This window comes from Pedobacter sp. SAFR-022 (assembly GCF_051965375.1).
Lineage (GTDB): Bacteria > Bacteroidota > Bacteroidia > Sphingobacteriales > Sphingobacteriaceae > Pedobacter.
In genome coordinates this window covers 128899-150063 of record NZ_JBQCME010000005.1, presented here as the reverse complement: position 1 = coordinate 150063, position 21165 = coordinate 128899, and the positions used below count along the sequence as shown (strand labels likewise).

The 21165-nt window shown below is 48.0% G+C and carries 21 protein-coding genes; 16 read left to right on the top strand and 5 right to left on the bottom strand.

Annotated elements, in window-relative coordinates:
- The 12 genes from ACTHQF_RS13315 (at window position 1) to ACTHQF_RS13260 (ending at window position 12751) form a co-directional block, all read left to right on the top strand.
- Window positions 1–888, top strand: coding sequence for a glycosyltransferase family 2 protein (locus ACTHQF_RS13315; protein WP_440430771.1), 888 nt, complete (start codon window positions 1–3; stop codon window positions 886–888).
- The gene (locus ACTHQF_RS13310) at window positions 885–1328 is read left to right on the top strand and encodes an oligosaccharide biosynthesis protein Alg14 (RefSeq protein WP_440430769.1); all 444 of its coding nucleotides are present in this window, start codon (window positions 885–887) and stop codon (window positions 1326–1328) included. The genes ACTHQF_RS13315 and ACTHQF_RS13310 overlap by 4 nt, the downstream gene beginning before the upstream one ends.
- Before the next feature lie 50 nt (window positions 1329–1378).
- Window positions 1379–1813: a glycosyltransferase gene (locus ACTHQF_RS13305; protein WP_440430767.1), complete on the top strand. Its 435-nt coding sequence runs from the start codon at window positions 1379–1381 to the stop codon at window positions 1811–1813.
- Window positions 1814–1822: 9 nt separating this feature from the next.
- Window positions 1823–3010, top strand: coding sequence for a hypothetical protein (locus ACTHQF_RS13300; RefSeq protein ID WP_440430765.1), 1188 nt, complete (start codon window positions 1823–1825; stop codon window positions 3008–3010).
- Between the two features lie 6 nt (window positions 3011–3016).
- Window positions 3017–4819: an ABC transporter ATP-binding protein gene (locus ACTHQF_RS13295; RefSeq protein ID WP_440430763.1), complete on the top strand. Its 1803-nt coding sequence runs from the start codon at window positions 3017–3019 to the stop codon at window positions 4817–4819.
- Between the two features lie 23 nt (window positions 4820–4842).
- Window positions 4843–6003: a glycosyltransferase gene (locus tag ACTHQF_RS13290; RefSeq protein ID WP_440430761.1), complete on the top strand. Its 1161-nt coding sequence runs from the start codon at window positions 4843–4845 to the stop codon at window positions 6001–6003.
- Window positions 6000–7106, top strand: coding sequence for a glycosyltransferase (locus tag ACTHQF_RS13285; RefSeq protein WP_440430759.1), 1107 nt, complete (start codon window positions 6000–6002; stop codon window positions 7104–7106). The genes ACTHQF_RS13290 and ACTHQF_RS13285 overlap by 4 nt, the downstream gene beginning before the upstream one ends.
- A gap of 50 nt (window positions 7107–7156) precedes the next feature.
- A complete protein-coding gene (locus tag ACTHQF_RS13280) occupies window positions 7157–7579 on the top strand; it encodes an adenylyltransferase/cytidyltransferase family protein (protein ID WP_440430757.1) in 423 nt (140 codons plus the stop codon).
- A 57-nt stretch (window positions 7580–7636) separates the two neighbouring features.
- Window positions 7637–8851, top strand: a complete 1215-nt coding sequence (locus ACTHQF_RS13275) for a CDP-glycerol glycerophosphotransferase family protein (RefSeq protein WP_440430755.1) — start codon at window positions 7637–7639, stop codon at window positions 8849–8851.
- Between the two features lie 396 nt (window positions 8852–9247).
- A complete protein-coding gene (locus tag ACTHQF_RS13270) occupies window positions 9248–10432 on the top strand; it encodes an endo-1,4-beta-xylanase (protein ID WP_440430752.1) in 1185 nt (394 codons plus the stop codon).
- Between the two features lie 83 nt (window positions 10433–10515).
- On the top strand, window positions 10516–11607 hold the full coding sequence (locus ACTHQF_RS13265) for an endo-1,4-beta-xylanase (RefSeq protein ID WP_440430750.1): 1092 nt from the start codon (window positions 10516–10518) through the stop codon (window positions 11605–11607).
- A gap of 91 nt (window positions 11608–11698) precedes the next feature.
- A complete protein-coding gene (locus ACTHQF_RS13260) occupies window positions 11699–12751 on the top strand; it encodes an acyltransferase family protein (protein WP_440430748.1) in 1053 nt (350 codons plus the stop codon).
- Here ACTHQF_RS13260 and ACTHQF_RS13255 read toward each other — a convergent pair.
- The 5 genes from ACTHQF_RS13255 to ACTHQF_RS13235 form a co-directional block, all read right to left on the bottom strand.
- Window positions 12713–13396, bottom strand: a complete 684-nt coding sequence (locus ACTHQF_RS13255; protein ID WP_440430746.1) for a hypothetical protein — start codon at window positions 13394–13396, stop codon at window positions 12713–12715. The genes ACTHQF_RS13260 and ACTHQF_RS13255 overlap by 39 nt on opposite strands.
- Window positions 13397–13428: 32 nt before the next feature.
- Entirely contained in the window at window positions 13429–13887 is a 459-nt protein-coding gene (locus tag ACTHQF_RS13250) for a peptidoglycan-binding protein (RefSeq protein ID WP_440430744.1), read from the bottom strand.
- A gap of 38 nt (window positions 13888–13925) precedes the next feature.
- Window positions 13926–14321 (bottom strand): hypothetical protein, encoded by a 396-nt coding sequence (locus ACTHQF_RS13245; protein ID WP_440430743.1) that lies wholly within the window; start codon window positions 14319–14321, stop codon window positions 13926–13928.
- A gap of 86 nt (window positions 14322–14407) precedes the next feature.
- Window positions 14408–15040: a DUF6266 family protein gene (locus tag ACTHQF_RS13240; protein WP_440430741.1), complete on the bottom strand. Its 633-nt coding sequence runs from the start codon at window positions 15038–15040 to the stop codon at window positions 14408–14410.
- A 197-nt stretch (window positions 15041–15237) separates the two neighbouring features.
- Window positions 15238–16479 carry a hypothetical protein gene (locus ACTHQF_RS13235; protein ID WP_440430739.1) on the bottom strand — a complete coding sequence of 414 codons (1242 nt, stop codon included), beginning with the start codon at window positions 16477–16479 and terminating at the stop codon, window positions 15238–15240.
- Window positions 16480–16756: 277 nt separating this feature from the next.
- On the opposite strand from ACTHQF_RS13235, the gene ACTHQF_RS13230 reads away from it, so the two are divergent.
- The 4 genes from ACTHQF_RS13230 (at window position 16757) to ACTHQF_RS13215 (ending at window position 21078) form a co-directional block, all read left to right on the top strand.
- On the top strand, window positions 16757–18721 hold the full coding sequence (locus ACTHQF_RS13230) for a glycoside hydrolase family 172 protein (protein WP_440430737.1): 1965 nt from the start codon (window positions 16757–16759) through the stop codon (window positions 18719–18721).
- Between the two features lie 79 nt (window positions 18722–18800).
- The gene (locus tag ACTHQF_RS13225; protein WP_440430735.1) at window positions 18801–19334 is read left to right on the top strand and encodes a YfiT family bacillithiol transferase; all 534 of its coding nucleotides are present in this window, start codon (window positions 18801–18803) and stop codon (window positions 19332–19334) included.
- A gap of 234 nt (window positions 19335–19568) precedes the next feature.
- Window positions 19569–19961 carry a YsnF/AvaK domain-containing protein gene (locus ACTHQF_RS13220; RefSeq protein WP_440430733.1) on the top strand — a complete coding sequence of 131 codons (393 nt, stop codon included), beginning with the start codon at window positions 19569–19571 and terminating at the stop codon, window positions 19959–19961.
- A gap of 70 nt (window positions 19962–20031) precedes the next feature.
- Window positions 20032–21078 carry a YsnF/AvaK domain-containing protein gene (locus tag ACTHQF_RS13215; RefSeq protein WP_440430731.1) on the top strand — a complete coding sequence of 349 codons (1047 nt, stop codon included), beginning with the start codon at window positions 20032–20034 and terminating at the stop codon, window positions 21076–21078.
- Window positions 21079–21165 lie beyond the last annotated feature (87 nt).

Below are 21165 nucleotides of genomic sequence, written 5' to 3'. Positions count from 1 at the left end.
ATGCAGCTTTTAATTATTACGCCTTTTAAAAATGAAGCAAATTCAATTTTAAAAACGATGGATTCCATTGTCAGACAAACAATGCATCCCGTAAAATGGCTTCTTATTGATGATGGTTCGGACGACGAATCGCCCAGGATGGTGCAGGAATATCAGGCGAAATACCCGTTCATTCATTACCACCGCCGCCAGGGGGCATCTGCACAGCGTGCAACCGGGAACAACGTTGTTGACGTATTTAATGCTGGCCTGAAGGTTGCAGATGAACTGGGCCTGCAATGGGACTTGGTTGGCAAGATGGACGCTGATCTGGTGATCGACCGGGATGACTACCTGGAGTTCATTGTACGTAAATTCGATGAATACCCTAAGCTGGGCATTGCAAGTGGCGTGATTTACACCTTGTCCAATACCGGTAAAAAAATCTATGAGTCGCCATACAGATGGCATACGCAAGGACAAACAAAATTCTACCGACGCAATACGCTGGAAGCGATGGGCGGACTGAAACCTTTCAAAGGTTGGGACGGCATCGATAATATCCTGGCACGTGGCAATGGATACATTACAGAGAAATTCTTCGAACAGGAGATTCTTCATTTGTATCCTACGCAAACAAGAATGGCCGAAGGTGGTTTTAAAAAAGGACTTAAACGCGAAGCAACAGAATACCGCAATATGGGGTATCCTTTCTATATGTACTTCTTCAAAACTTTGAAGCTCATCAAAGAAAGAGGCATCTATCCGGGTATTTTGTACTTCTATTACGGTCTCAAAGCAACATTAACGACAAAGCCCCTGGTAAATAGCCAGGAACAAGCAGTAATCAAGGCTTTTATCTCTCAACGATGGAAAAATAATTTCGTATATACAGGAGATTCAAAATGAAAGTGCTTGCAATAGCGTCTAAAGGTGGTCACTGGGTAGAGCTGCTACGGCTGCTACCCGCCTTTTCTGGCATGGAAGTGGTATATGTGTCAACAGACCCAAATTTAGCCGCGACCGTAAAGGGATCAAAGTTTTACTGTGTTCCGGATGCAAACCGTTGGAACAAGTACAAGCTGATCCGGATCTTCTATTTGCTGTTCAGTATTGTACGACGGGAAAACCCGAAATTTGTGATTTCTACAGGAGCGGCACCAGGCTTAATGGGCCTTTTTGCTGCAAAATTATTAGGCATGAAGACAATATGGATCGACTCCATCGCCAGCGCCGAAAAGCTTTCCCTAAGTGGAAGGATCGCGCTGAAATTTGTCGATCGTTTATATACACAGTGGCCGGATCTATCTGGCCCCAAAGTTATTTACGCTGGTAATATATTATTATGATTTTTGTAACAACAGGTACACAGGCTCCTTTTAACAGACTTGTAAAAGTCATGGACGCATTGGCGGCTGAATTGGATGGGGAAGAAGTGATAGTGCAGGCATCTGGTGTAAACTTTGAAACTAAAAACATCAAACTTGTCGGTTTCCTGCACCCGGTAGAATACAGCCGGATCATCAATGAAGCACGACTGATCATCAGCCACGCCGGCATGGGTTCAATAGTGTCGGCACTTACTAAAGGTAAACCAATCATCGTTATTCCGCGCAAAGCCGAACTTGGCGAACACCGCGATAACCACCAGATCGACAGCGCCCGTAAAATGGAAGAGCTGGGTTACGTGCCGGTCGCCTATGACGAGGAGCAGTTGAAAATAAAGATTGTTAAAATGTTAATGCAGGATGCACAAACGGAAGAAGCCGTCATTGGCGAATACGCATCCAGCACACTGGTGAATTCTATCCGTGGTTTTATGTTAAGTAGTTAAAAATAAGTGGTGTACAAACAGGCAAAAAGCTTAAAATCTTTCTTCTTTCAAAACATATTTGTCATTACCATCACTTCTTTAGGGTTGGTTTCGCTTGCTTTGCTACTCACCAAGAGACAGGCAGAATTCACAGAATATACCCTGGAAGCGTTATTTCTGATTTATGCTTTCCTGGGTTTCTGGTGGACCAAAAAGCAGAAGATCATCCCCAGCATCATATTCATAAGATGGTTTAGTATCCTCTACCTCGTCTTATCGTATTTCTGGGCGGTCATGTATAAAGGGGCCAACATCCAGGATTTCCTGCTCATCTATAAGTTTGTCATCTACTTCTTCTTCCTCACCTTTCTCACCCGAAAAGAACTGATGACCTACAAGGGTACCAACCGCGTGTTTATGATTGCGCTGGCACTGTTCTCCACCAAGTATCTGGCGGCCATCGTCATCAAAGGTGAAAACCGCCCGATTTTATTCATGGAGAATAACTTCGAGCTGATGTTCATCTATGCCTTGTTCCTGGTACGATATACCGTTACTAAGGAGAAATCACTAATGCTGCTTGCATTCGCCGGGGTCATTACCATTCTTTCCCTTTCCCGCTCATCCTTGCTGATGTACAGCGTATTGGTGCTGTTCGTGTTTTACGATACCTTCAAAAAAACAAGGGTATTTATCGTGCCAGGTGCTATTCTCGTGCTGGGTGTTGTCGCTTACATGGTTTTCTCCCAACGCTCCGACAGCCTGGAAGACGTGGATCGTTACCGCTTTATGCTCGTATGGTGGAGTCAGGTAAAGGACTGGAACCTCTTTGAATGGCTCTTTGGTGCACCACGCATCAGCAGGCTCAGCAGTGGCGCCTGTAGCTATATGAACTACTTCAAGATGATGTTCAGTAGGTCCGGCGATGGCACCTGCTACTCCGTGGTGTTGCACTCGTTCCTGCTCCGCGTGATCTATGATCACGGTATCTTGGGATTGGTATTCATCATTTATGCCTGCTACCAGCTGCTTGTTAGAAGTGGCGTCAGGAAAGATGTTTCCTGGGTGTTCATCGCCATCGTACTAATTAACGGCCTCTCCGTATCATCCTTCAACAATTTATTTTTCGCAGTAAGTATGGTATTTCTAATGACAACGAACGTCAGATTCCCCGAACAGGAGGATGATGAAACAAATAGGATTAATATAACAGGATAGGAATAGATGAAGTCGACCAGTATCAAACACAATTTTTTAGGGTATTTTAATTTCTTTTATAAGGTTCTTGGTATCAAGTTCGTGATCACCTTGATGCTGAGTATTGGCGTCAGTTTCTTAGATGGGGTCGGGCTCGCCATGTTTATTCCATTGCTGCAGTCGATGAGTGAAAGCGGGCAGCCTAGTGCAGACCAGTCCCAATCCATGGGCAAGCTGAACTTCCTGACAGAAATGTTCGAATACTTCCACCTGCCACTTAACATTTATAGTGTGCTGGCCATGCTGGTATTCCTGTTCCTGGCCAAGGGCACCCTGAAATTCGTGGAGCTATACTGCCAGGTGGGTTTAAAACAGACCTTCATCCGTACCATCCGTTACGGGCTTACAGATGATCTTCAAAATCTCTCCTACAAAGGCTTTCTGAGCCAGAATGCCGGTAAGATCCAGAACGTCGTAACATCCGAAGTACAGAAATTACAGGTTTCCCTAACACATTACCTGAACTCCACAAGTGCTGTGGGGATGTTGCTCACCTATGTAGCAATGGCCTTCCTCGCCAACTGGCAGTTCGCCATCCTGGTGGCTGTAGGATCGATGGTGATGAACCTTTTATTCAGCAAAATGGTACGCAGCGTAAAAACAGCTTCTTTTAAGATCTCTTCCAAAGGCGATATCTTTACAGCCTACCTGATCGAGGCTGTACACTATTTCAAATACCTCAAAGCCACCAACCAGTTCCTGGGATTTACCCGTAAGATCAAAAAAGTGATCGACGAAACCGAAACCCTGAACCGTAAGGTCGGTTACTACCAGGCCATCACGGCCAGTATCCGAGAGCCTATCGTAATGATCATTGTCGTGTTGGTGATCATCATCCAGATCCGCTGGATGGGGGGCAACCTCAGCTCCATTCTTTTGAGTTTACTACTATTTTACCGCGCCTTGTCCTTCCTGATGAGCTTCCAGAATGCCTGGCAGAATTTCGTGCAGAACGTAGGTGCCATAGAGTCGGTGTCTAAACTGAAGGACGACATGAAAGCAAACCGTGAGATCCAGAAGGATCGTCTCTTTGGCGGATTGCAGAACAAACTGGAACTCAAAAATCTCGTATTTAAATATGGCAATCAAACCGTGATCAACGATGTAAGCATGCTGATCCCGAAAAACCATACTGTAGCCTTCGTTGGCGAAAGCGGATCGGGGAAGACCACCCTTGCAAACATCATCACGGGCATCCTGCCACCAGAACAAGGCTATATTGCCCTTGACGGGGTCCAGGTTACAGAATACAATATGGACAGCTTCCGGAGTACCATCGGCTACATCTCCCAGGAACCGGTGATCTTCAAAGATGATGTGTTCAACAACGTTACTTTCTGGTCGGAAAGAAGCCCGGAAAACGTCAAACGCTTCTGGGATGTCATCGAACTTGCTTCCCTGACAGACTTCATCCAGAACATGCCGGAGAAGGAATCTACCAGCCTTGGCGACAAAGGTATGCTGATCTCTGGTGGACAAAAACAGCGGATCTCCATTGCCAGGGAGCTTTATAAAAAGGCGGAGATCCTGATCCTGGATGAAGCGACCTCGGCGCTCGACTCTGAAACCGAGCTCTTCATTCAGCGCAACATTGAAAAACTGCAAGGCAATTATACTTTAATCATCATCGCGCACCGCCTGTCGACAATTAAAAAGGCCGATCAGATTTATATGCTCGAAAATGGGAAAGTTAGCAGCCACGGTACTTTCGAAGAACTCACGGAATTGTCTCCTAAATTCAAAAGAATGGTGTCACTGCAGCAGATCTAAAATTAACCGCTCAACTCGCTCTAATGAAAGTTATACACTTGTGTCGTACATTCTCCAAGCTTTCCGAAACGTTCATCTATGATGCCATTACGGAACTGGACGCAACAGAAATTGAAAATGAGGTGGTCACCTTTAAGCGCATCCATGCTACAGACCGCCCATTTTCAAAAGTACATCTCCTGGTACCCAGTCCCTGGATGCGCGCAGCAAGTGCCCTGAAGAAAGCGCTGAGCATCATAGGGCTCGGTAGTTTCGACCCTGCTGCTGAGCTGGAAAGCCAAAGGCAACGCCTGCTGCATCGCTTTCTCAAGAGCCACCGCCCCGACCTGGTGCATGCCCACTTTGGCCTTCAAGGCTGGACCTTGAGGCCGGTCGCTATAGCACTAAACATCCCTTTTATCGTTTCTTTTCACGGCTATGATGCTTTCCGCTTGCCGGAAAGCCCGGTATGGCGCAGCCGCTTCCGTGAATTGTTCGACGCCGCGGCAGCCATTACGGTGGTGTCCAAATACATGAAGGCACATCTGCAAGCCCTGGGCTGCCCCGAGGCTAAGCTGCAGTTGATCCATGTGGGAAAATCTATTTCCAAATATCACTACCGCACAGCCATCCAACGGCCCCTTCGAAACTTCATCTCCATTGGCCGGCTCAGCGAAAAGAAGGGCTTCCTGGATTGTATTGCGGCTTTCAAGTTACTGCTGAAGCAATATCCCGACCTGAGCCTCAAGATCATTGGTACCGGTGAAATGGAAGCCGAGTTACAGGAGCGTCTAAAAGACGAGGCCTTAAAAAATAACATTAAACTGCTGGGATCCCTGCCACATGCTAAAGTGAAAGAAGCACTTAACCAGGCCGATGCATTTATCCTATGCAGTAAAACTGGTGCCACCGGAGATAAAGAGGGTATTCCGACCGTCTTAATGGAAGCGCAGGCCATGGGACTCCCATGTATATCAACACTGCACTCCGGTATTCCCGAAGTAATCCCTACGGCGGCTCAAAACCTGCTGGCCAGGGAAGGTGATCCGGCAGATATCGCAGATAAGATCGCGCTGCTGATCAACATGCCTGGCGAAGCCCTCGAGCAGATGAGACAGCAGGGGAGGCAACTTATCGAATCCGAATTCAACCTGAAAAAAGAAACTTATAAGCTCGGTCGTCTCATGCAAAGCCTGCTGAAATGAAGAAAAAGTTGGTCATCTGTATTCCTTCGTTAAGAGTGGGTGGTGCGGCAAAAATCGCACTTAACTTATCAGAGCAATACCTGGAGGAAGGGATGGATGTACACATTATCCTGACCGACGGGAACAGCAAGGATCCGGATTTCAGCAGTCTGCCGGCGGGATTGCAGCTCCACAAACTGCCGCAGCGCAGGATCCATCATTTTATCCGGCCATTCATCAATGCCTATACACTGCTGAAATATTTCCGCAAGCTGCAGCCAGATGCTATACTCGCGGTGCGCCACGATGCTACCGTGGTCAGCGCGCTAGCTTGGTGGCTTTATGGCCGTAAAGGCCGTTTTGTAATCCGCGAGATCAACCCGATCACCAAAACATTAAACCGCAATGCGGTCATGATTGCCCTGATCCGTTGGGCATACCGTGGCGCATCTGCCGTTATTGCTAATTCTACTGATGTTGCTGAAGCGCTGAAAGCCAAGAAATGGCTCGCTCCGGCGCAGGTCCACACCATTGATAATCCGGTGCTGACCAAAAGCTTCTACCAGAAGGCAGCCGCAAAGCTGGATGATCCCTGGCTGGCAAGCGCCAGCAGTCCACTGATCGTTACCATCGGCCGCCTGGACAAGATGAAAGATCAGGCAACGCTTATTCGTGCATTCGCCATCTTGCGCAGGCAGTGCCCAGCCAGACTGATGCTGATCGGTGATGGGCCGGAGGCGGCAAACCTGCAGCAGCTGATAAATGACCTAAATCTGGAGGCCGACGTAAAGCTGCCCGGGGCGATGGACAATCCCTATCCGATCCTCAAGCAGGCGGAGCTCTTTGTGCTGAGCTCCCGTTATGAAGGCTTTGGCAATGTCCTGGTCGAGGCGCTGTCACTGGGGAAAAAGGTCATTTCAACAGCTTGCACCGGTGGTCCCGCCTATATTCTGAACCATGGGGAATATGGCAGGCTCTTTCCCGTAGGGGACCACGAAGCGCTGGCCGCCGCTATGTCGACAGCGCTGGCGGAAACACAAGAGCCTGCAGCACTGATCGATAGGGCACTGCATTTCTCGGCAGCACGGATCGCAGCTGCATACGCGGCGGTATTGTTTAATTAAATTTAACTTTGTAACATGATATCGGGTATAGATATCATTAAATTTAAGGTATGAAAAGGATTATTGGTTACACCACAGGCGTGTTTGATTTGTTCCACATCGGACACCTGAATATTTTGAAGCGGGCGAAAATGGAATGCGACGAGTTGATCGTCGGCATTACCACAGATGAACTCTGTCTGAAACTGAAGAACAAAATTCCGGTGATCCCTTTTGAGGAACGTTGCAGCATCGTGGAAGCCATCCGTGTGGTAGACCGTGTGGTGGCACAGGAGCGTATCGATGAGCTTGGCGATTTAGAACGTTACGGCTTCCATAAGATCTTCAAAGGCAGTGACTGGGCCGGTAGTCCTAAATGGACCGCATTGGAGCGTGACTTCGCCGAAAAAGGCGTATCCGTCATCTATTTCGATTATACCACCTCAACCTCCAGTACAATGGTCAGGAATGCCCTGGAGCAAAAAGCTTGTTAAAAATCTTATCTTAGAACCACAAAATCATTAATATCGATCTCAACTTATACAAATTACATGCGCAATAAGGGTATCATGCCTTCAAGACTGCTAAAGTCGTGGTATATCTGTTTGTCGAAGGCCGTAGGCTTACTGATAAATAATAGAAATTCTAATCTTATTCTATTTGGTGCGAGGGACGGTGCTTACTTCATGGACAACAGCCGGGCACTGTACGAATGGTTCAACAAACACCATACTTCCGAAAACTATTATTGGCTTACGCTCAACCCGGCACTGGAGGCATCACTGAAAGCGCAGGGATTACCCGTTGCACGTATCGACAGCCTCAAAGGCGTATGGCTGCTCAACAAAGCAAAATATGCCTTTTACACCAACCGCCTCCGCGATATCGCCATTGATTACCGCGCCGTTCCTTCCGGATTAAAGATGATCTTCCTGAGCCACGGTCAGTCCATCAAAAACACCAGACTTGCAGTCAATGCCGGTGTTGATGCTGGTTACCGCAATGATACCTTGGTTGCCTCCAGGCAGATGGCCTTCGCCGTGAGCACTTCGCCGTTTATGGCAAAGGTGCAGGCAGCCAGCAACGGCATCAAACCGGAAATGTATAAACTTACCGGATTTCCCCGCAACGACTGGATGTTCCGTCCGCCTGCATCGGCACTCGAAGAATGGCAGCGCTTTACCGGGGGTAAGCAGTATTCGAAAGTGATCCTGTATGCACCAACCTGGCGCCGTAAAACCCCCAAGACCATGATGTTCCCCTTTGCCGACTTCGAACCGGCAGCGCTGGCAGCTTACCTGGAGCAATACAACATCCTGCTGCTTTTACGGTTACATGTGCAGGATCTCCGTGACAACAAGCCATGCATCGACGTGGTAGAACAGCTGGTACAGCAAACCCCGAACATCAGGCTGGCCACGATCAACGAATTCGTGGAAACCAATTTCCTGCTGCCTTATGTAGATGCACTGATCAGCGATTATTCTTCCATTTACCACGATTTTCTGTTATTGAACCGGCCGATCTATTTTATTCCCTATGATCTGGAACGTTTTGAAAAAGAAAATGGATTCAAATATCCATACCTGGATATGCTGCCTGGACCGAAGATCTCTACACAACAAGAATTACTTCAGCACTTTTCAAACCTGCTAAATGGAGATGATCAGTATTCAGGACATCGCGAACGCCTGAGTGCCCTGATATATACTTTTTTAGACGGTGATTCCTGTAAAAGGATTGCCAAAGAAGTGTTGGCTACCTAAGGAATTGACTTGATGATCCTTAAAATCCGGCAAATGCCCCGATGTAGCGGGGCATTTGCTGTATAGCGCTCTTTTTAACTTTTAGTTATAAATGCAACAGAAAATTTACATTAAGGTTGTAAAATGGTCCTTATCAGCATTTTCTGTTCCATAAATGAATTATTTTTCCGCAATGTGTAGAGAAGCTCTACAAGTGTCGTAGGGCCAATAAAAATTTATAAAAAAAAATATTTTTTTTTGATGACTTCAAAACCGGCCTGAAACGCAATTACCCTGCCATTTTTGTTTTTTGTCCTAAAATAAGATCAGTTTGTAGCGCTTGTTCGTGCCAATGGCATATTTTTCCATTATAGACCAGTAATTAATCATATCACTGATCTAAACAAAAATCTACAAATGAGGTCCACCAACTCAAAGCTCAGAAAAACAAACATCAAATTAGCCGCCCTCACTTTCTTACTTTTCACGTCCAACCTTATGGCATGCAAGTCTTCCATGGAAGAAGATCTTGCCCCCGCAGATGATGTTTCTAGCGAAGCGGTTGTAAGTGCAAATGAACTGGGAGATGAACAGGCACTTGCCGGAAGTTTCCACCTGAAAGATTATACTTTTAAAACGGTTTTTGATTTTCCAATCGGTGCAGCCGTGGTAAAGGAGAGACTGGAGGAGCCCCTCTACGATAAAACCCTCCGTAAAGATTTTTCAAGGTTAAGTTCCGAAAGTAACTTCAAATTTAAATCCCTTCACCCTGAGGAAGATAAATACACCTTCGAAAAAGCAGATGCCATTGTGGAGTATGCTAAACGAAATAACATGGTTGTTCACGGCCATACACTGGTCTGGTCACACGATGGCACACAACCAAAATGGTTGCTTAACCACAAAGGTGGCGCAGCCGAGTTCGATAGACTTTTAAAATCACACATCCAGACTGTTCTTAAGCACTTCAAAGGTAAAGTAAGCTCATGGGATGTGGTAAACGAAGCCATTGCTGATAACGGTGAATTTAAAAACAGCATCTGGTACAGAAAACTGGGAAGAGAGTACTTCTTCAAGGCATTCAAATACGCACATGAGGCTGATCCGAACATCAAATTATTCTATAACGATTATGGCCAGGAGTTTGGCGGTAAAAAAATGCGTACCATCATGGCTTTGATCGAAGAGGCTAAGCAAAGAGGTATTCCAGTCCACGGTATGGGCTTCCAGTTACACACAGTATTACGTATCACCGTATCCAAAATCACTACTAACTTAGCATTGGCAGCAAGCAAAGGTCTCTTAATTCACATCTCCGAGTTCGACGTATCGGTGAAAAAGAACAAGCCGAAAACCTTTATCCTGGATGACCTGCTAGCCAGAGAGCAAGGAGAAAAAATTAAGGCAATTGTAAAAGGCTACTTACAAACAGTTCCTAAAAAACAACAGTTCGGTATCACCACATGGGGGGTAAGCGATAATGACTCTTATTTCAATAAGGCTTATCCAAATCGTGACCACGATTACCCATTATTGTTCGATAAAAAATATAAAGCAAAACGTGCCTACAGAGGTTTCATTGAAGCCGGTTTGGGACGCTAATTTCAAAATCGCATTTTCATTGCAAAGGGTGATCCTTCCGGGTCACTCTTTTTTCGTGCATGGCTTTTGCTAGATCTGAACATATGAATTTCAGCCTGTTTTTGATTATCCTCTTTATCAGTACAACATTTCAGACCATCACATGGGCACAGGAGCCTAAAAACATTAAAGGCACCGCAAATACCCGTACTTTGCTGCCCAATCAGGGCTCATCAAGCCTGAAGTCCGTTTTCGACTTTCCTGTGGGGGCCGCCCTCAATGCCAATCTCCTTCGTAAACGTGCCATTTACCGCGAAACTGTGGCCCGGGAGTTCAATAGCATCACTGCAGAAAACGCAATGAAGTTCGGAGCATTACACCCCTCCGAAACCGAATTTCGGTTTCAAGCAGCAGATGAAATTGTCGCCTTTGCACAACAGCACAACATGCGTGTGCACGGACATACCCTGCTGTGGCCGCAGAAAGTTCCAGACTGGATCAAAAACTACAAAGGTGACCGGAAAGCCTGGGAGAACTTGCTGCGAACGCACATTCATACCGTAGTAAAACATTTCAAAGGCAAGGTGCTGTCATGGGATGTCGTGAATGAGGCTGTGGCGGAGAGTGGCGCACTGAAGAAGTCCATCTGGCTCGACAAGCTGGGGCCGGACTATATCGCCATGGCTTTCCGTTTTGCCCATGAGGCAGATCCAGATGCACTGCTGTTCTACAACGACTACGGGCATGAATTTGGTGGCAAGAAATTACAGAAGATCCTCGCTATGGTGCAGGACTTTAAACGCCGGGGCGTGCCGATCCACGGCCTGGGAATGCAGATGCACCTGGTGGTCCGGATCTCTGATCAAAAGATCAAAAACGCCATCAACAGTGCTGCACGTACGGGATTGCTGGTACACATCTCCGAGCTGGAGATCTCCGTAAAGTACAATAAACCGAAAACTTTCCTGATGGACGATCTGCTCGCCAGTCAGCAGGCCCAAAAATATAAAGCCGTATTCCTGGCCTACCGGAATATCCCTAAGCAGCAGCAGTTTGGTATCACCACCTGGAATGTGGGCGATGCCGATGCCTTCCGGAACAATAAGATCAAGAACCGGGACCATCCGATGTTGTTCGATGTGGAGTATAAACCCAAAGCTGCCTATCGGGCCTTGCTGGAAGCGGCAGGCCGCTAACTACACATTTTGCTCCCCATTCGTCCTGCAGGCTTGAACTTTCCTGCGATTAGCACTACTTTAATCGCCGGTTAGCAACAAAATAATTCGAATGGAGACGATCCGTAGTAATAAAGATCTAAATATTGAAACCCTGCGCGGCCTGGCCATATTCTTTATGGTTTTCGGCCACATCATCGGGTACACCGCCCAGGATGGCTTGAAGGTGCCTGACGATTCCGGCTGGCGTTATGCTTATTATATCCTGCAGTATATCCGGATGCCCCTGTTCACCGTCATCTCGGGTTTCGTGTATGCCTATAAGCCGCTTTCCCGGTTTAGTTCCGTGCCTAAGTTCCTGGAACGTAAAGTGAACCGCCTGCTCGTGCCGCTGATTGTGGTATCGACGTTATTTTTCCTGTTGCAATATTTTACCCCAGGCACCAATGGCAAGACCAAACTTGGCGAGATCTGGACGATCTACCTGTTTCCATTTGCACATTTCTGGTTTTTGCAGGGCATGATCATCACTTTCCTTGTGGTTACGGCATTGGAAAAGCTGAAACTCCTGGACAACCTGAAAACCGCATTGCTCTGCCTGTTTATTGCCGCCATGGTATTCTTCAGCGGCTTGGTAGACCTCCGCTTCTTCAGCTTCCAGCATGTACCTTTCCTGCTCACGTTTTTCCTGCTGGGGCTGATCCTGAAGCGGTTTTTCGACCTCATCTTTACCAGAACGAATATGCTCGTGGTTGGCTTGGTGTTCCTGGTGTCGATGTCTTACCAGCTATATGTATATGATGGCCCGAAAATGCCGATGTTCCTGGATCATGGCCTCACCTTACTGGTCGGTAGCTCCGCCTGTATGCTGCTGATCAACCTTGGCCTGCAGAACCAACGGCTCATCTGGCTGGGGAACTTCTCCTATGGCATCTACCTTTTCCATGTATTCGGCACGGCTGCCGCCAGGATCTTCCTTTTGAAGCTGCATGTGACCAACAACCTGGTACATGTACTTGCCGGCCTGTTGATCGGACTTGGAGCACCCATCATCCTACAGCTGATCGTACCTAAAAGATCCCTACTGGCCTTGATGTTTTTTGGTGACAAGATCGGCCCGGCCAAATCAAAGCAGGTGCTTCCCGGAGAAAGTGTGGCGTCTTAACAGATCAACAGCCATATAACAGCCAATAGCTAAGGCCAGCATGATCAAGGCCCATTTCCATGCGGGGTTCTTTTTCAATACTTCCTGTTTCTGGCTCAAACTGCGCTGCTGCTTATCCTGCTTGCGGCTGCTCGCAAGACTGCTCTTGCTATCCTGCAGTTCCGATTGCTCGGTGCTGCGCAACAATGCCAGGCGATGCCCATGAACCAGCACCCGCTCCGCTGTACCTTCAAAGCCCTTTTCAGCATTGATGCGGAATGGACCGCTTGGCCAGATTTCCAGGGCAAAGGCGCTGCTTATGGAATCCGTCCCTCGCCGCTGGTAAGTTCTGTACGATGCTGTTTTCTCCAGTTTTAAACTGTCAGCATGATGCGCGCTGCTTTCGTTTAACTCCTGTACCTGTCGTTGCCGTTCCACTTTACGCATTCCGCATCCGGCATTATGCAGCAGTAATACCAGGCTCACCGCAGCAAAAGACAGTTTGCCTGGGCCGCTAGCAGGCAATCTATTTTTTAGCTTTTCAAAGAACATCGCGCACTCCCGCGCGGCGATCCGCACTTCGAAGCAGGCTGGCGCATCATACTTCCTGCGGCGGATCAGGCCCGGCTGAAAAGCGGAGCCATTTAAAAGGATATAAAAGCTCATAGGAGGATCTTAAAATGTTTTGAGTAAAAGGGTTATAAAAAATAGGCATAGCGGTTTATCGACCGCCGGTGGCGTAACCTGCGGTACACGCCATCACCTTCGCGCGAACCCGCAGGGTTGGTATTGCCCTCCACGGATTGTACCCAATCCGCTCTGGTCCCCGTGACCAGACCTACATGCGCAATGCGCTTTAATGCCGGTATGTAAATGCCAAGTACCGCTGCGGGCCGTGCCAGCTGGATTTGTTTCGCTGCCGGGAAAAGCGCGGGCGACCAGCCCGAACGCGGCTGTGCAAAACCAGCCTGTCCGTGCAGCCAGCTTACAAAAGCGGCACACCAGGCATGTCCTTTCTTCAGACCCACATAGTGCAGGTAAATTTCCACCTGCGGACCATCATTTCTACCCCGGGACTCCCGGACCAGCAGTGCGGCTTCCGCAAGGGCGATCATGCGCAAGGCGGCAGCAAGCTTTGCAGGAGCTGCATCCTGCATATATAGCCTGCGATTTGCCTGAAGTGGCAAATTTCGGCTTAGCAGATGGCGTTGAGGCAGCCAATAGCCGAAAGCAGGAGCAGTGCAAAGGAGAAGTAATAGAATCCGAGCTGTTGCCATGGTGCTAAGGTGTTAAATTGTGAAACCAATGTCGATAATGGGGGCAAGGTCAGGCTCTGCCACAGCCGCTGTAGGAGCAGCCCGCAGAAGCCGGCAAGCGTCACAAAGCAGATCAGCGACAGCAGGATCAGCAGCCAGATGTTGGGATCGATGCTGCCCGAGAGCGGCATATTGTTTTGCATCCAGCGGTTGCCCATCACCCAGAGGGAGAGCAGCAGGCCGGATAACAACAGCAGTTCCATCGGAAGCAGCCGCAGTCCGGGCCGGGGAATGCGGTTGATATAACTTATTATTTTGATACCTAATGTTTTCATCAGAAAATTTTATGTTTTTAGGGGATAATGCTGGCTATAATAAAAGCGCGGCCGCCAGCGGGCCGCGCTTCCTGCAGAACAACCGCTTACATCACGTTCAATGAACCCATGTAGAAGCTGTCACTCACATCCTTGCCATCAGCAGCTACAAAACTCAACCATAAATGCACCAGGTCATCCGAGAAATCCAGCGGCAACTGTAGCGTATAAGTCGTTGCCGATCGTGGTGCCGCATTTGGCAGCAGCACATACAGATCCTTGGTTTTGTTGTACACCAGCAAGGTCAGCTGATCTGTGCCGGCACTTGCGCCCGCATTCTCCCAGTTGTACACCAGCCTGCTGTTCTCTGCACCGTCGATCGATACACCCATTGGCTTTTGCAGGTTGCCCTTGCTGTAAGTGAATTTGGAGTAGTCAATGCTGAAATTTGGTGAGCTACCCGTGATGGCCTCGTTCAGGTTAGCAGCCATCGCTTTGTTCAGCGAGGTCAGCCCTGTTTTTCCGGCTGGAAAGCCTGTTTTTACCAAACCGTGCAGCGGTCGTAAGAAGCTCGTCATCAAAGCGAACTTCAATCGCTGATCCAATTGTGCCTGGGTCGGATTGTCTGCCCGCACATCACCAAGTCCTTTCATGTAATGTACACCACGTACCACACTGCCTACTACACGTCCTACTTTTCCTCTGAAAAAGCCGAGGATGCCTTCATTGTAAATTCCCATTTTCTTTTGTTTTAAGGGGTTTATAAAATTTGTTTATTTCGTAAGTCCCACTGCGCCGCTGGTCAGACGCTGTGCAAACATTACGATACAAATGAACTTCATTAGCCCGGGGCTTATGGTGGCAGGGTGGCAGCCACCTTTTTGCCTCCAGCATTTAAAGGCATCAGAAGGCCGAATTTTGGCTGAAAAAAAATGAGTTAATTTTTAAGCGGACTAGCGAGTCCCATATATTCCTGTTTGATAAAAAGGATCATCCGCTCCAGCAGCTCTACAACGCTTTCACTGGTCGAGCCGTGTTTTTCTTTGTAGCGGCGGCGAAAGTTGTCGGGATTGATCTCTTCCAGCCCTGCGGTCGTAAAATGATCAGCCAGAAACTCCGTAAAGCGTCGCTGCTCTTTTACACCTAAAGGGATGATGTCCATGCTCATCAGTGTCTGCGAAACGATGGCCAATGCCCTTTGACTGAGCTGCAGCCTGAATTTGCCAAACCTGCCGGCCTGGCCCGGCGCTTTCTGGGTTTTGGTTGGCTGTAAATGCTTTTGCAGGCTTTCTGATGCAGCAACTTCCTGATAACTGATCTCTGCCTGGACAAAGTCAATCAGCAGGACCTTCAGCTCCGGATACTGCAGGTTTAAGGCCAGGCCGGGAACCGGCAACAATTGTTTAAGCGTTTTGAGCTGCCAGGTTAGCAGCAGCATGCGTCTGGTACTGCCTTGGGTATCCTCCAGTAACTCCAGAATCTTATCGCGGCAATACTGATAGGCGCCCGGGGCATTAAAGTTCAGCTGGATAACTTTATGCATCAGGTTTAAATCCTGGTTTTCCTTACCGCACGCTTTTGGCATATCCAGCAGGGCAGCCATCAGCTGCTCCATGTACTGTAATTGCTGCTGACTGCATTCCTGGCAGATGGAAAACTGCCTGAAATGATCCAGAATAACAGTGGTTAGTTGCTCATCCGCATTGCAGGCCTGAAATTTGGATTGGAGCAATAACATTTCCTTCCGTAATATGCCTAATCTGCCTTCCAGGTAATACTTCGGCAACATTTCATGCGGGGCCATACCAGAAATACCTGTGCTTTCCAGGTAGCTGGCCAGCACGTCAAGCATCGCCCACAACGCGGTATAAAGCGCCTTAGCATCCGAATTCAAGCCCTCAACCAGGTCGGTTTGCTGCAGCAATTGAAAATCGTCTCTAAGCCGGAACAGGTCCGAATAGTTCTGCTGGCAAAGCTGTTCGAAATCCTTTGACGGAATGTTGTAGCGGAAAGCTTTCAAACCTTCAACCGCTTCAAGTCCGCTGCTGGCGATCAACTGCTGCAGGACTGCTAAAGATTGTTTGTGAATACTGGCCTCAATGTTGGCGGGCTGGAGATCCGATTTCAGAAGCGCTGCAATGTTGTCTAAAGAAAATCGCTTTCGATTTATTAAATACATAAGGAGGAATTAATTAAAATTCATATACTCAAGGTAAGTAGATGCTATACATTACACAAGTGCACATTATTGCACAGGCGATAAACTTGTCCACAGACTTTTCAACAATAATCCTGGATCAAATCGATACCGGGAGAAGCACTGCCGGCCCCACACGAAGCGCAAGCATCAGCTAAATCGTTAAACCTGCTGTTTGAACCTCTAAGAGATCATTCATAATTTGTGAAGAACTTGGCTAATCTTGTTTAATTTAGAGCATACCTAACCAAATACCCCTATGAACCTATTTAAAGATCGCCATGTTAAGACGCTGAAGTGTCTGCTGCTCCTGATCCTGGTGATTAGCACTCCCGCTGCTGCACAACAAGGCCGGGTTTCATTATTAACGGAACTCGGGAAGATGCAGGACCTCTCCACACTTCCCGCCTACGAAACGAACCTGCTGGTTCGGCAAACCTCTTCCTATGATACCACCGGCAACAATGATGATGGCTTCAGCGGCAAATACTCTTTCGTACGGCGTAATGCAGACAGTAGCCTGGTGATCTTCGAAGCCAAGGGGAATGGCGTGATCAACCGCATCTGGACACCTACACCAAATAACGACATCCTAGATTTTTACTTCGGCGGCGCCAGCAAACCCAGCTTCAGCATTCGGTTCTCCGATCTGTTCAGTAACAAAGTGTTTCCCTTTGTACTTCCGCTTTGTGGCAATCAACTGGGTGGCTATTACAGTTACCTGCCCATTCCGTTTAAGAATGGTTGCAAGGTGGTTTCCCGGGGAAAGAAGATGGAGTTCTACCAGATCCAATACCGTGCTTACCCGAAGAACACCAGAATACAGAACTTTAGCCTGCAGCTGAATGCCGCGGAAACCCAAGCGGTCAAGTCGCTCGAAAGTTCCTGGAAAGCTGTTCAGGCGCATGGAACAAGCGGCGCAGGTACCAAAAGCCTGGTCAAAGATCTGGAACTGCAGCCGGAGGCAAGCCAGGTTGTCGCCGAGCTCAACACCCCGGGCCGCATAACCAGGCTGGCCCTGAGTCCGGCCTCGGCATTTAGCGGACTTGACAAGCAGATTGACCTGCGCATCACCTGGGATGATGAAAATATAGCAGCGGTGTATGCGCCTGTGGCCGATTTCTTCGGTTATGCTTTCGGCAGCCCTTCCATGCAAAGCCTGCTGACGGGTACCCAGGGCGATACGCTCTACCTGAACTTCCCGATGCCCTACGACCGTAAAGCCAAGATTGAACTGCTATACCGTCCACCAAAGCCGGCAGCATCAAATCTGGCTGCCACTGCAGCACAAACGAAGAAGGTCCATGTTGAATTGCAGTACAACGATCAAAAGCGGAACATCAGCAAGGAAGGAAAATTCTATGCCTTCTGGAATAAGGACCTGAATGCAATACTGGGCAAACCACACCTTTTTCTCGAAGGGGCCGGTAAAGGACATTATGTAGGCACCATATTACAGGCCCAGGGATTGGAACCAGGTATGACACTTTTCTTTGAAGGGGATGATGAAACCTATGTAGATGGTGAAATGACTGCCCACGGTACCGGATCGGAAGATTACTTTAATGGCGGCTGGTATGCCATGCTCGACCGCTGGGACACCAAAATGAGCCTACCGCTGCATGGCGCGCTGGATTATTCCCTGCCTTTCAGCCGCACCGGCGGATACCGGCTTTTCCTATCCGATAAAATGCCCTTTGAAAAGCAGCTGCGACACTTCATCGAACATGGGCCCGAGCACAACAACAAACGGGTGGATTATACGTCCATTGCCCTTTATTATGCTGATAAGGCCATTCACAGCAATCAGCAACAACCATCCAATCCGCTCACAAAGGTCTATATGCCAGACACGCTGATGCTTTATCCGCAGCTCATGAACTATAGTGTGATGGGCAACTTCAGCATCGACGGCAATACTTATACGGCAAACAACAGCGGCAATATCCGCATCAACCTTTCCGAAATTCCGGCCGGCCGGTACAAGCTGTATGCTGATCTGGAAAGTAATCAACAGGGTGCCCTGGTGAGCCTTTGGCAGCGCCAAAGTTTGTTGCGCGATAGTATCTCCTTTTATTCGCCAGACAAGCAGATCCGGGATCGCAGCTTCCTTGTGCCCATCACGCTGGATGCCTTCAAAAGCAGTATTACCTTCCAGTTTAAACCCGGTCAGGAGGGTAAGAAGATCTGGATCAACCGCCTGACGTTCATCCGGGAACAATAGGCTTAAAGCCTCAATTTAAACAAGAAAAGTATGACCGCAATAATGCGTCAAGGAACAAAAAAGCAAAAGCGCAATAGCGATGAGTACACCAAACCAGCAATACCCTATCGGCACGTTTATTAAACCAGCTGAAATCAGCCCTGCGATATTACATGACTGGATCGCAACAGTCTCGGCCTTACCAGAAGATCTTGGCCATACGATAAAAGGCTTTTCCGAACAGCAACTTGACACGCCTTATCGTGCGGGGGGCTGGACGGTACGCCAGCTTGTTCATCATCTGGCCGATAGCCACATGAATGCTTACTGCAGGTTCAAATTGGCATTGACGGAAGATAAACCTCTTATTAAACCGTATTTCGAAGATCGTTGGGCGGAACTTCCTGACGCCGCCCTACCTGTAGATCCTTCCTTAGCAATTCTCGACGGGCTGCACCAGCGCTGGACAAGATGCTTAAGCAGTCTGCGCGAAGAACAACTTGCCATGGTTTTCATACACCCGGACCATGGAAGGGAAATCAGCATAAAGGAGGCTACCGGCATGTATGCCTGGCATTCTAAACATCACCTGGCGCACATCCTCATGCTAAAGAAAGTAAAAGGCTGGATTTAACCTGTCAAAGCAAATCACAATCTTCCAAATGCGTTGATAACACCACCAATTGCATTTCCTGTAGAAATCAGATTTCTGATTCCATTAAACAGATAAGTGTTCGAATCTCGTCGGGAACAACACAGCGCTATCAAATTGTAACACAATGGTTACGTTGTTAATACAATAATTTTTTTATAAGAAAATTAAACATTCCTTAGCCTAAGTGGTTGACTAGTATATCAAAACCGAGCTATGGAACAGAAACCACATGAACCGAACACGGTAATACCAGTCATCGAAGAGCAGCTGCACATTCATAAGGTCTGGCAGGAAACCGGCCGCGTGCAGGTCTCCAAAACCGTTACTGAGGAAGCGGTGGACTACAGTGTGCCGCTGAACCAGGAAGAGGTGATCATGGAAAGAAAAGCCATAAACCAGTATGTTGATACTGCTCCGGCGGCAAGCCGGTACGAAGGTGATACCCTGATCATTCCCGTGCTTAAGGAAGTACTGGTCGTAGAAAAGAAACTCCTGCTGGTGGAAGAGCTGCACATCCGTAAACGCAATACCGAACAAACCCTCAGCGGTACGGAAGTGCTCCGCAAAGAGTCGGTGGAAATCAAACGCAACCCTACATCTACCTGAATAAAATTAGCGCAATCGAATTACCTACGAAAAACAACCTAAACAAAAACAACCCCTAAAACGTAAAATTATGTCACACACAGTAATTGGAATTTTTAAAACCTTTACAGAGGCTTCTGTAGCCCGTCAGCACCTGGAAAACAACGGTTTCCATCCTGGAAATGTCGACGTTGCGGATTCAAACTATACTGCACCAGACTATTCAGGTAATGACATTACCGGTGGCGTCACCGATGTTACTACGGAGTCCAGATTGCATGAGCACGATCATAAAGACAATGACTCTATTGGCGGCTTCTTCCGGAACCTGTTCGGTGGAAATGATGACGACGATGAGCATCTGATAAACCGCCATATTGAAGCTGGAAAAAGAGGAACCGTCGTTACCGTACATGCAAATTCCTATGATGAAGCGGAACGCGCAGCAGATATCCTGGATGAATATGGCGCGGTAAACGTGAACGACAGCGACGACTGGGACACTACGTCGGGTAACATCCCGGGTGCGGCAAACCTGAGCGGCGACTTCGATACGGCAACCACTTCGAATTATTCGGATATGCCGGAAGGAAATGCCACACCCATAGGCGGATTCGCGGGAACTGGCGGCAGCGACTTTGACGAAGCCTCGCTTGCAGATATCGATGAAACCACCTCTGCTGCTTACACCGAAAATACCGATGCGAACCTCGGCCGAAGCCTTACCGGAGACATCGACTCCAACCTTTCCAATCCAGACTCCATTAAAGTTGTGGAAGAAAATCTGAATGTAGGTAAGCAGGAAGTGCACACCGGGGGTGTACGTCTACGCAGCCGCATTGTGGAACGCCCCGTAGAGGAGAACATCCGTTTACGCCAGGAACGTGTTACTGTTACACGTACCCCTGTAGACCGTCCGGCAACTGAAGCAGATTTTAATACCTTTCAACAGGGTACCGTAGAAATGACCGAAAGTGCAGAGGTGCCGGTGATTAGTAAAGATGCCCGCGTGGTGGAAGAAGTTAGCCTGAATAAGGAGGTTACCGAAAGCGATCAGACGATCGTAGATACCGTACGTCATACGGAGGTAGATACCGAAAACATTGATCCGGATAAACGTGACAGGAACATCCTGTAATTCGTTAACATACCTGAAAACCCGGTTGCCACAAGTGACCGGGTTTTTTTGTCCTGCAAAAAGGTATTTGCACCGAAGCAAATTTGT

Bases quoted from the DNA above. Each gene is read 5' to 3' on its own strand.
- ACTHQF_RS13315 (WP_440430771.1), top strand. From the start codon at position 1: ATGCAGCTTTTAATTATTACGCCTTTTAAAAATGAAGCAAATTCAATT.
- ACTHQF_RS13240 (WP_440430741.1), bottom strand. From the start codon at position 15,040: ATGGGAATTTACAATGAAGGCATCCTCGGCTTTTTCAGAGGAAAAGTA.
- ACTHQF_RS13255 (WP_440430746.1), bottom strand. From the start codon at position 13,396: ATGAGCTTTTATATCCTTTTAAATGGCTCCGCTTTTCAGCCGGGCCTG.
- ACTHQF_RS13275 (WP_440430755.1), top strand. From the start codon at position 7,637: ATGCGCAATAAGGGTATCATGCCTTCAAGACTGCTAAAGTCGTGGTAT.
- ACTHQF_RS13250 (WP_440430744.1), bottom strand. From the start codon at position 13,887: ATGCAGGATGCAGCTCCTGCAAAGCTTGCTGCCGCCTTGCGCATGATC.
- ACTHQF_RS13280 (WP_440430757.1), top strand. From the start codon at position 7,157: ATGAAAAGGATTATTGGTTACACCACAGGCGTGTTTGATTTGTTCCAC.
- ACTHQF_RS13285 (WP_440430759.1), top strand. From the start codon at position 6,000: ATGAAGAAAAAGTTGGTCATCTGTATTCCTTCGTTAAGAGTGGGTGGT.
- ACTHQF_RS13290 (WP_440430761.1), top strand. From the start codon at position 4,843: ATGAAAGTTATACACTTGTGTCGTACATTCTCCAAGCTTTCCGAAACG.
- ACTHQF_RS13265 (WP_440430750.1), top strand. From the start codon at position 10,516: ATGAATTTCAGCCTGTTTTTGATTATCCTCTTTATCAGTACAACATTT.
- ACTHQF_RS13230 (WP_440430737.1), top strand. From the start codon at position 16,757: ATGAACCTATTTAAAGATCGCCATGTTAAGACGCTGAAGTGTCTGCTG.
- ACTHQF_RS13225 (WP_440430735.1), top strand. From the start codon at position 18,801: ATGAGTACACCAAACCAGCAATACCCTATCGGCACGTTTATTAAACCA.
- ACTHQF_RS13295 (WP_440430763.1), top strand. From the start codon at position 3,017: ATGAAGTCGACCAGTATCAAACACAATTTTTTAGGGTATTTTAATTTC.
- ACTHQF_RS13215 (WP_440430731.1), top strand. From the start codon at position 20,032: ATGTCACACACAGTAATTGGAATTTTTAAAACCTTTACAGAGGCTTCT.
- ACTHQF_RS13310 (WP_440430769.1), top strand. From the start codon at position 885: ATGAAAGTGCTTGCAATAGCGTCTAAAGGTGGTCACTGGGTAGAGCTG.
- ACTHQF_RS13270 (WP_440430752.1), top strand. From the start codon at position 9,248: ATGAGGTCCACCAACTCAAAGCTCAGAAAAACAAACATCAAATTAGCC.
- ACTHQF_RS13220 (WP_440430733.1), top strand. From the start codon at position 19,569: ATGGAACAGAAACCACATGAACCGAACACGGTAATACCAGTCATCGAA.
- ACTHQF_RS13235 (WP_440430739.1), bottom strand. From the start codon at position 16,479: ATGTATTTAATAAATCGAAAGCGATTTTCTTTAGACAACATTGCAGCG.
- ACTHQF_RS13305 (WP_440430767.1), top strand. From the start codon at position 1,379: ATGGACGCATTGGCGGCTGAATTGGATGGGGAAGAAGTGATAGTGCAG.
- ACTHQF_RS13245 (WP_440430743.1), bottom strand. From the start codon at position 14,321: ATGAAAACATTAGGTATCAAAATAATAAGTTATATCAACCGCATTCCC.
- ACTHQF_RS13260 (WP_440430748.1), top strand. From the start codon at position 11,699: ATGGAGACGATCCGTAGTAATAAAGATCTAAATATTGAAACCCTGCGC.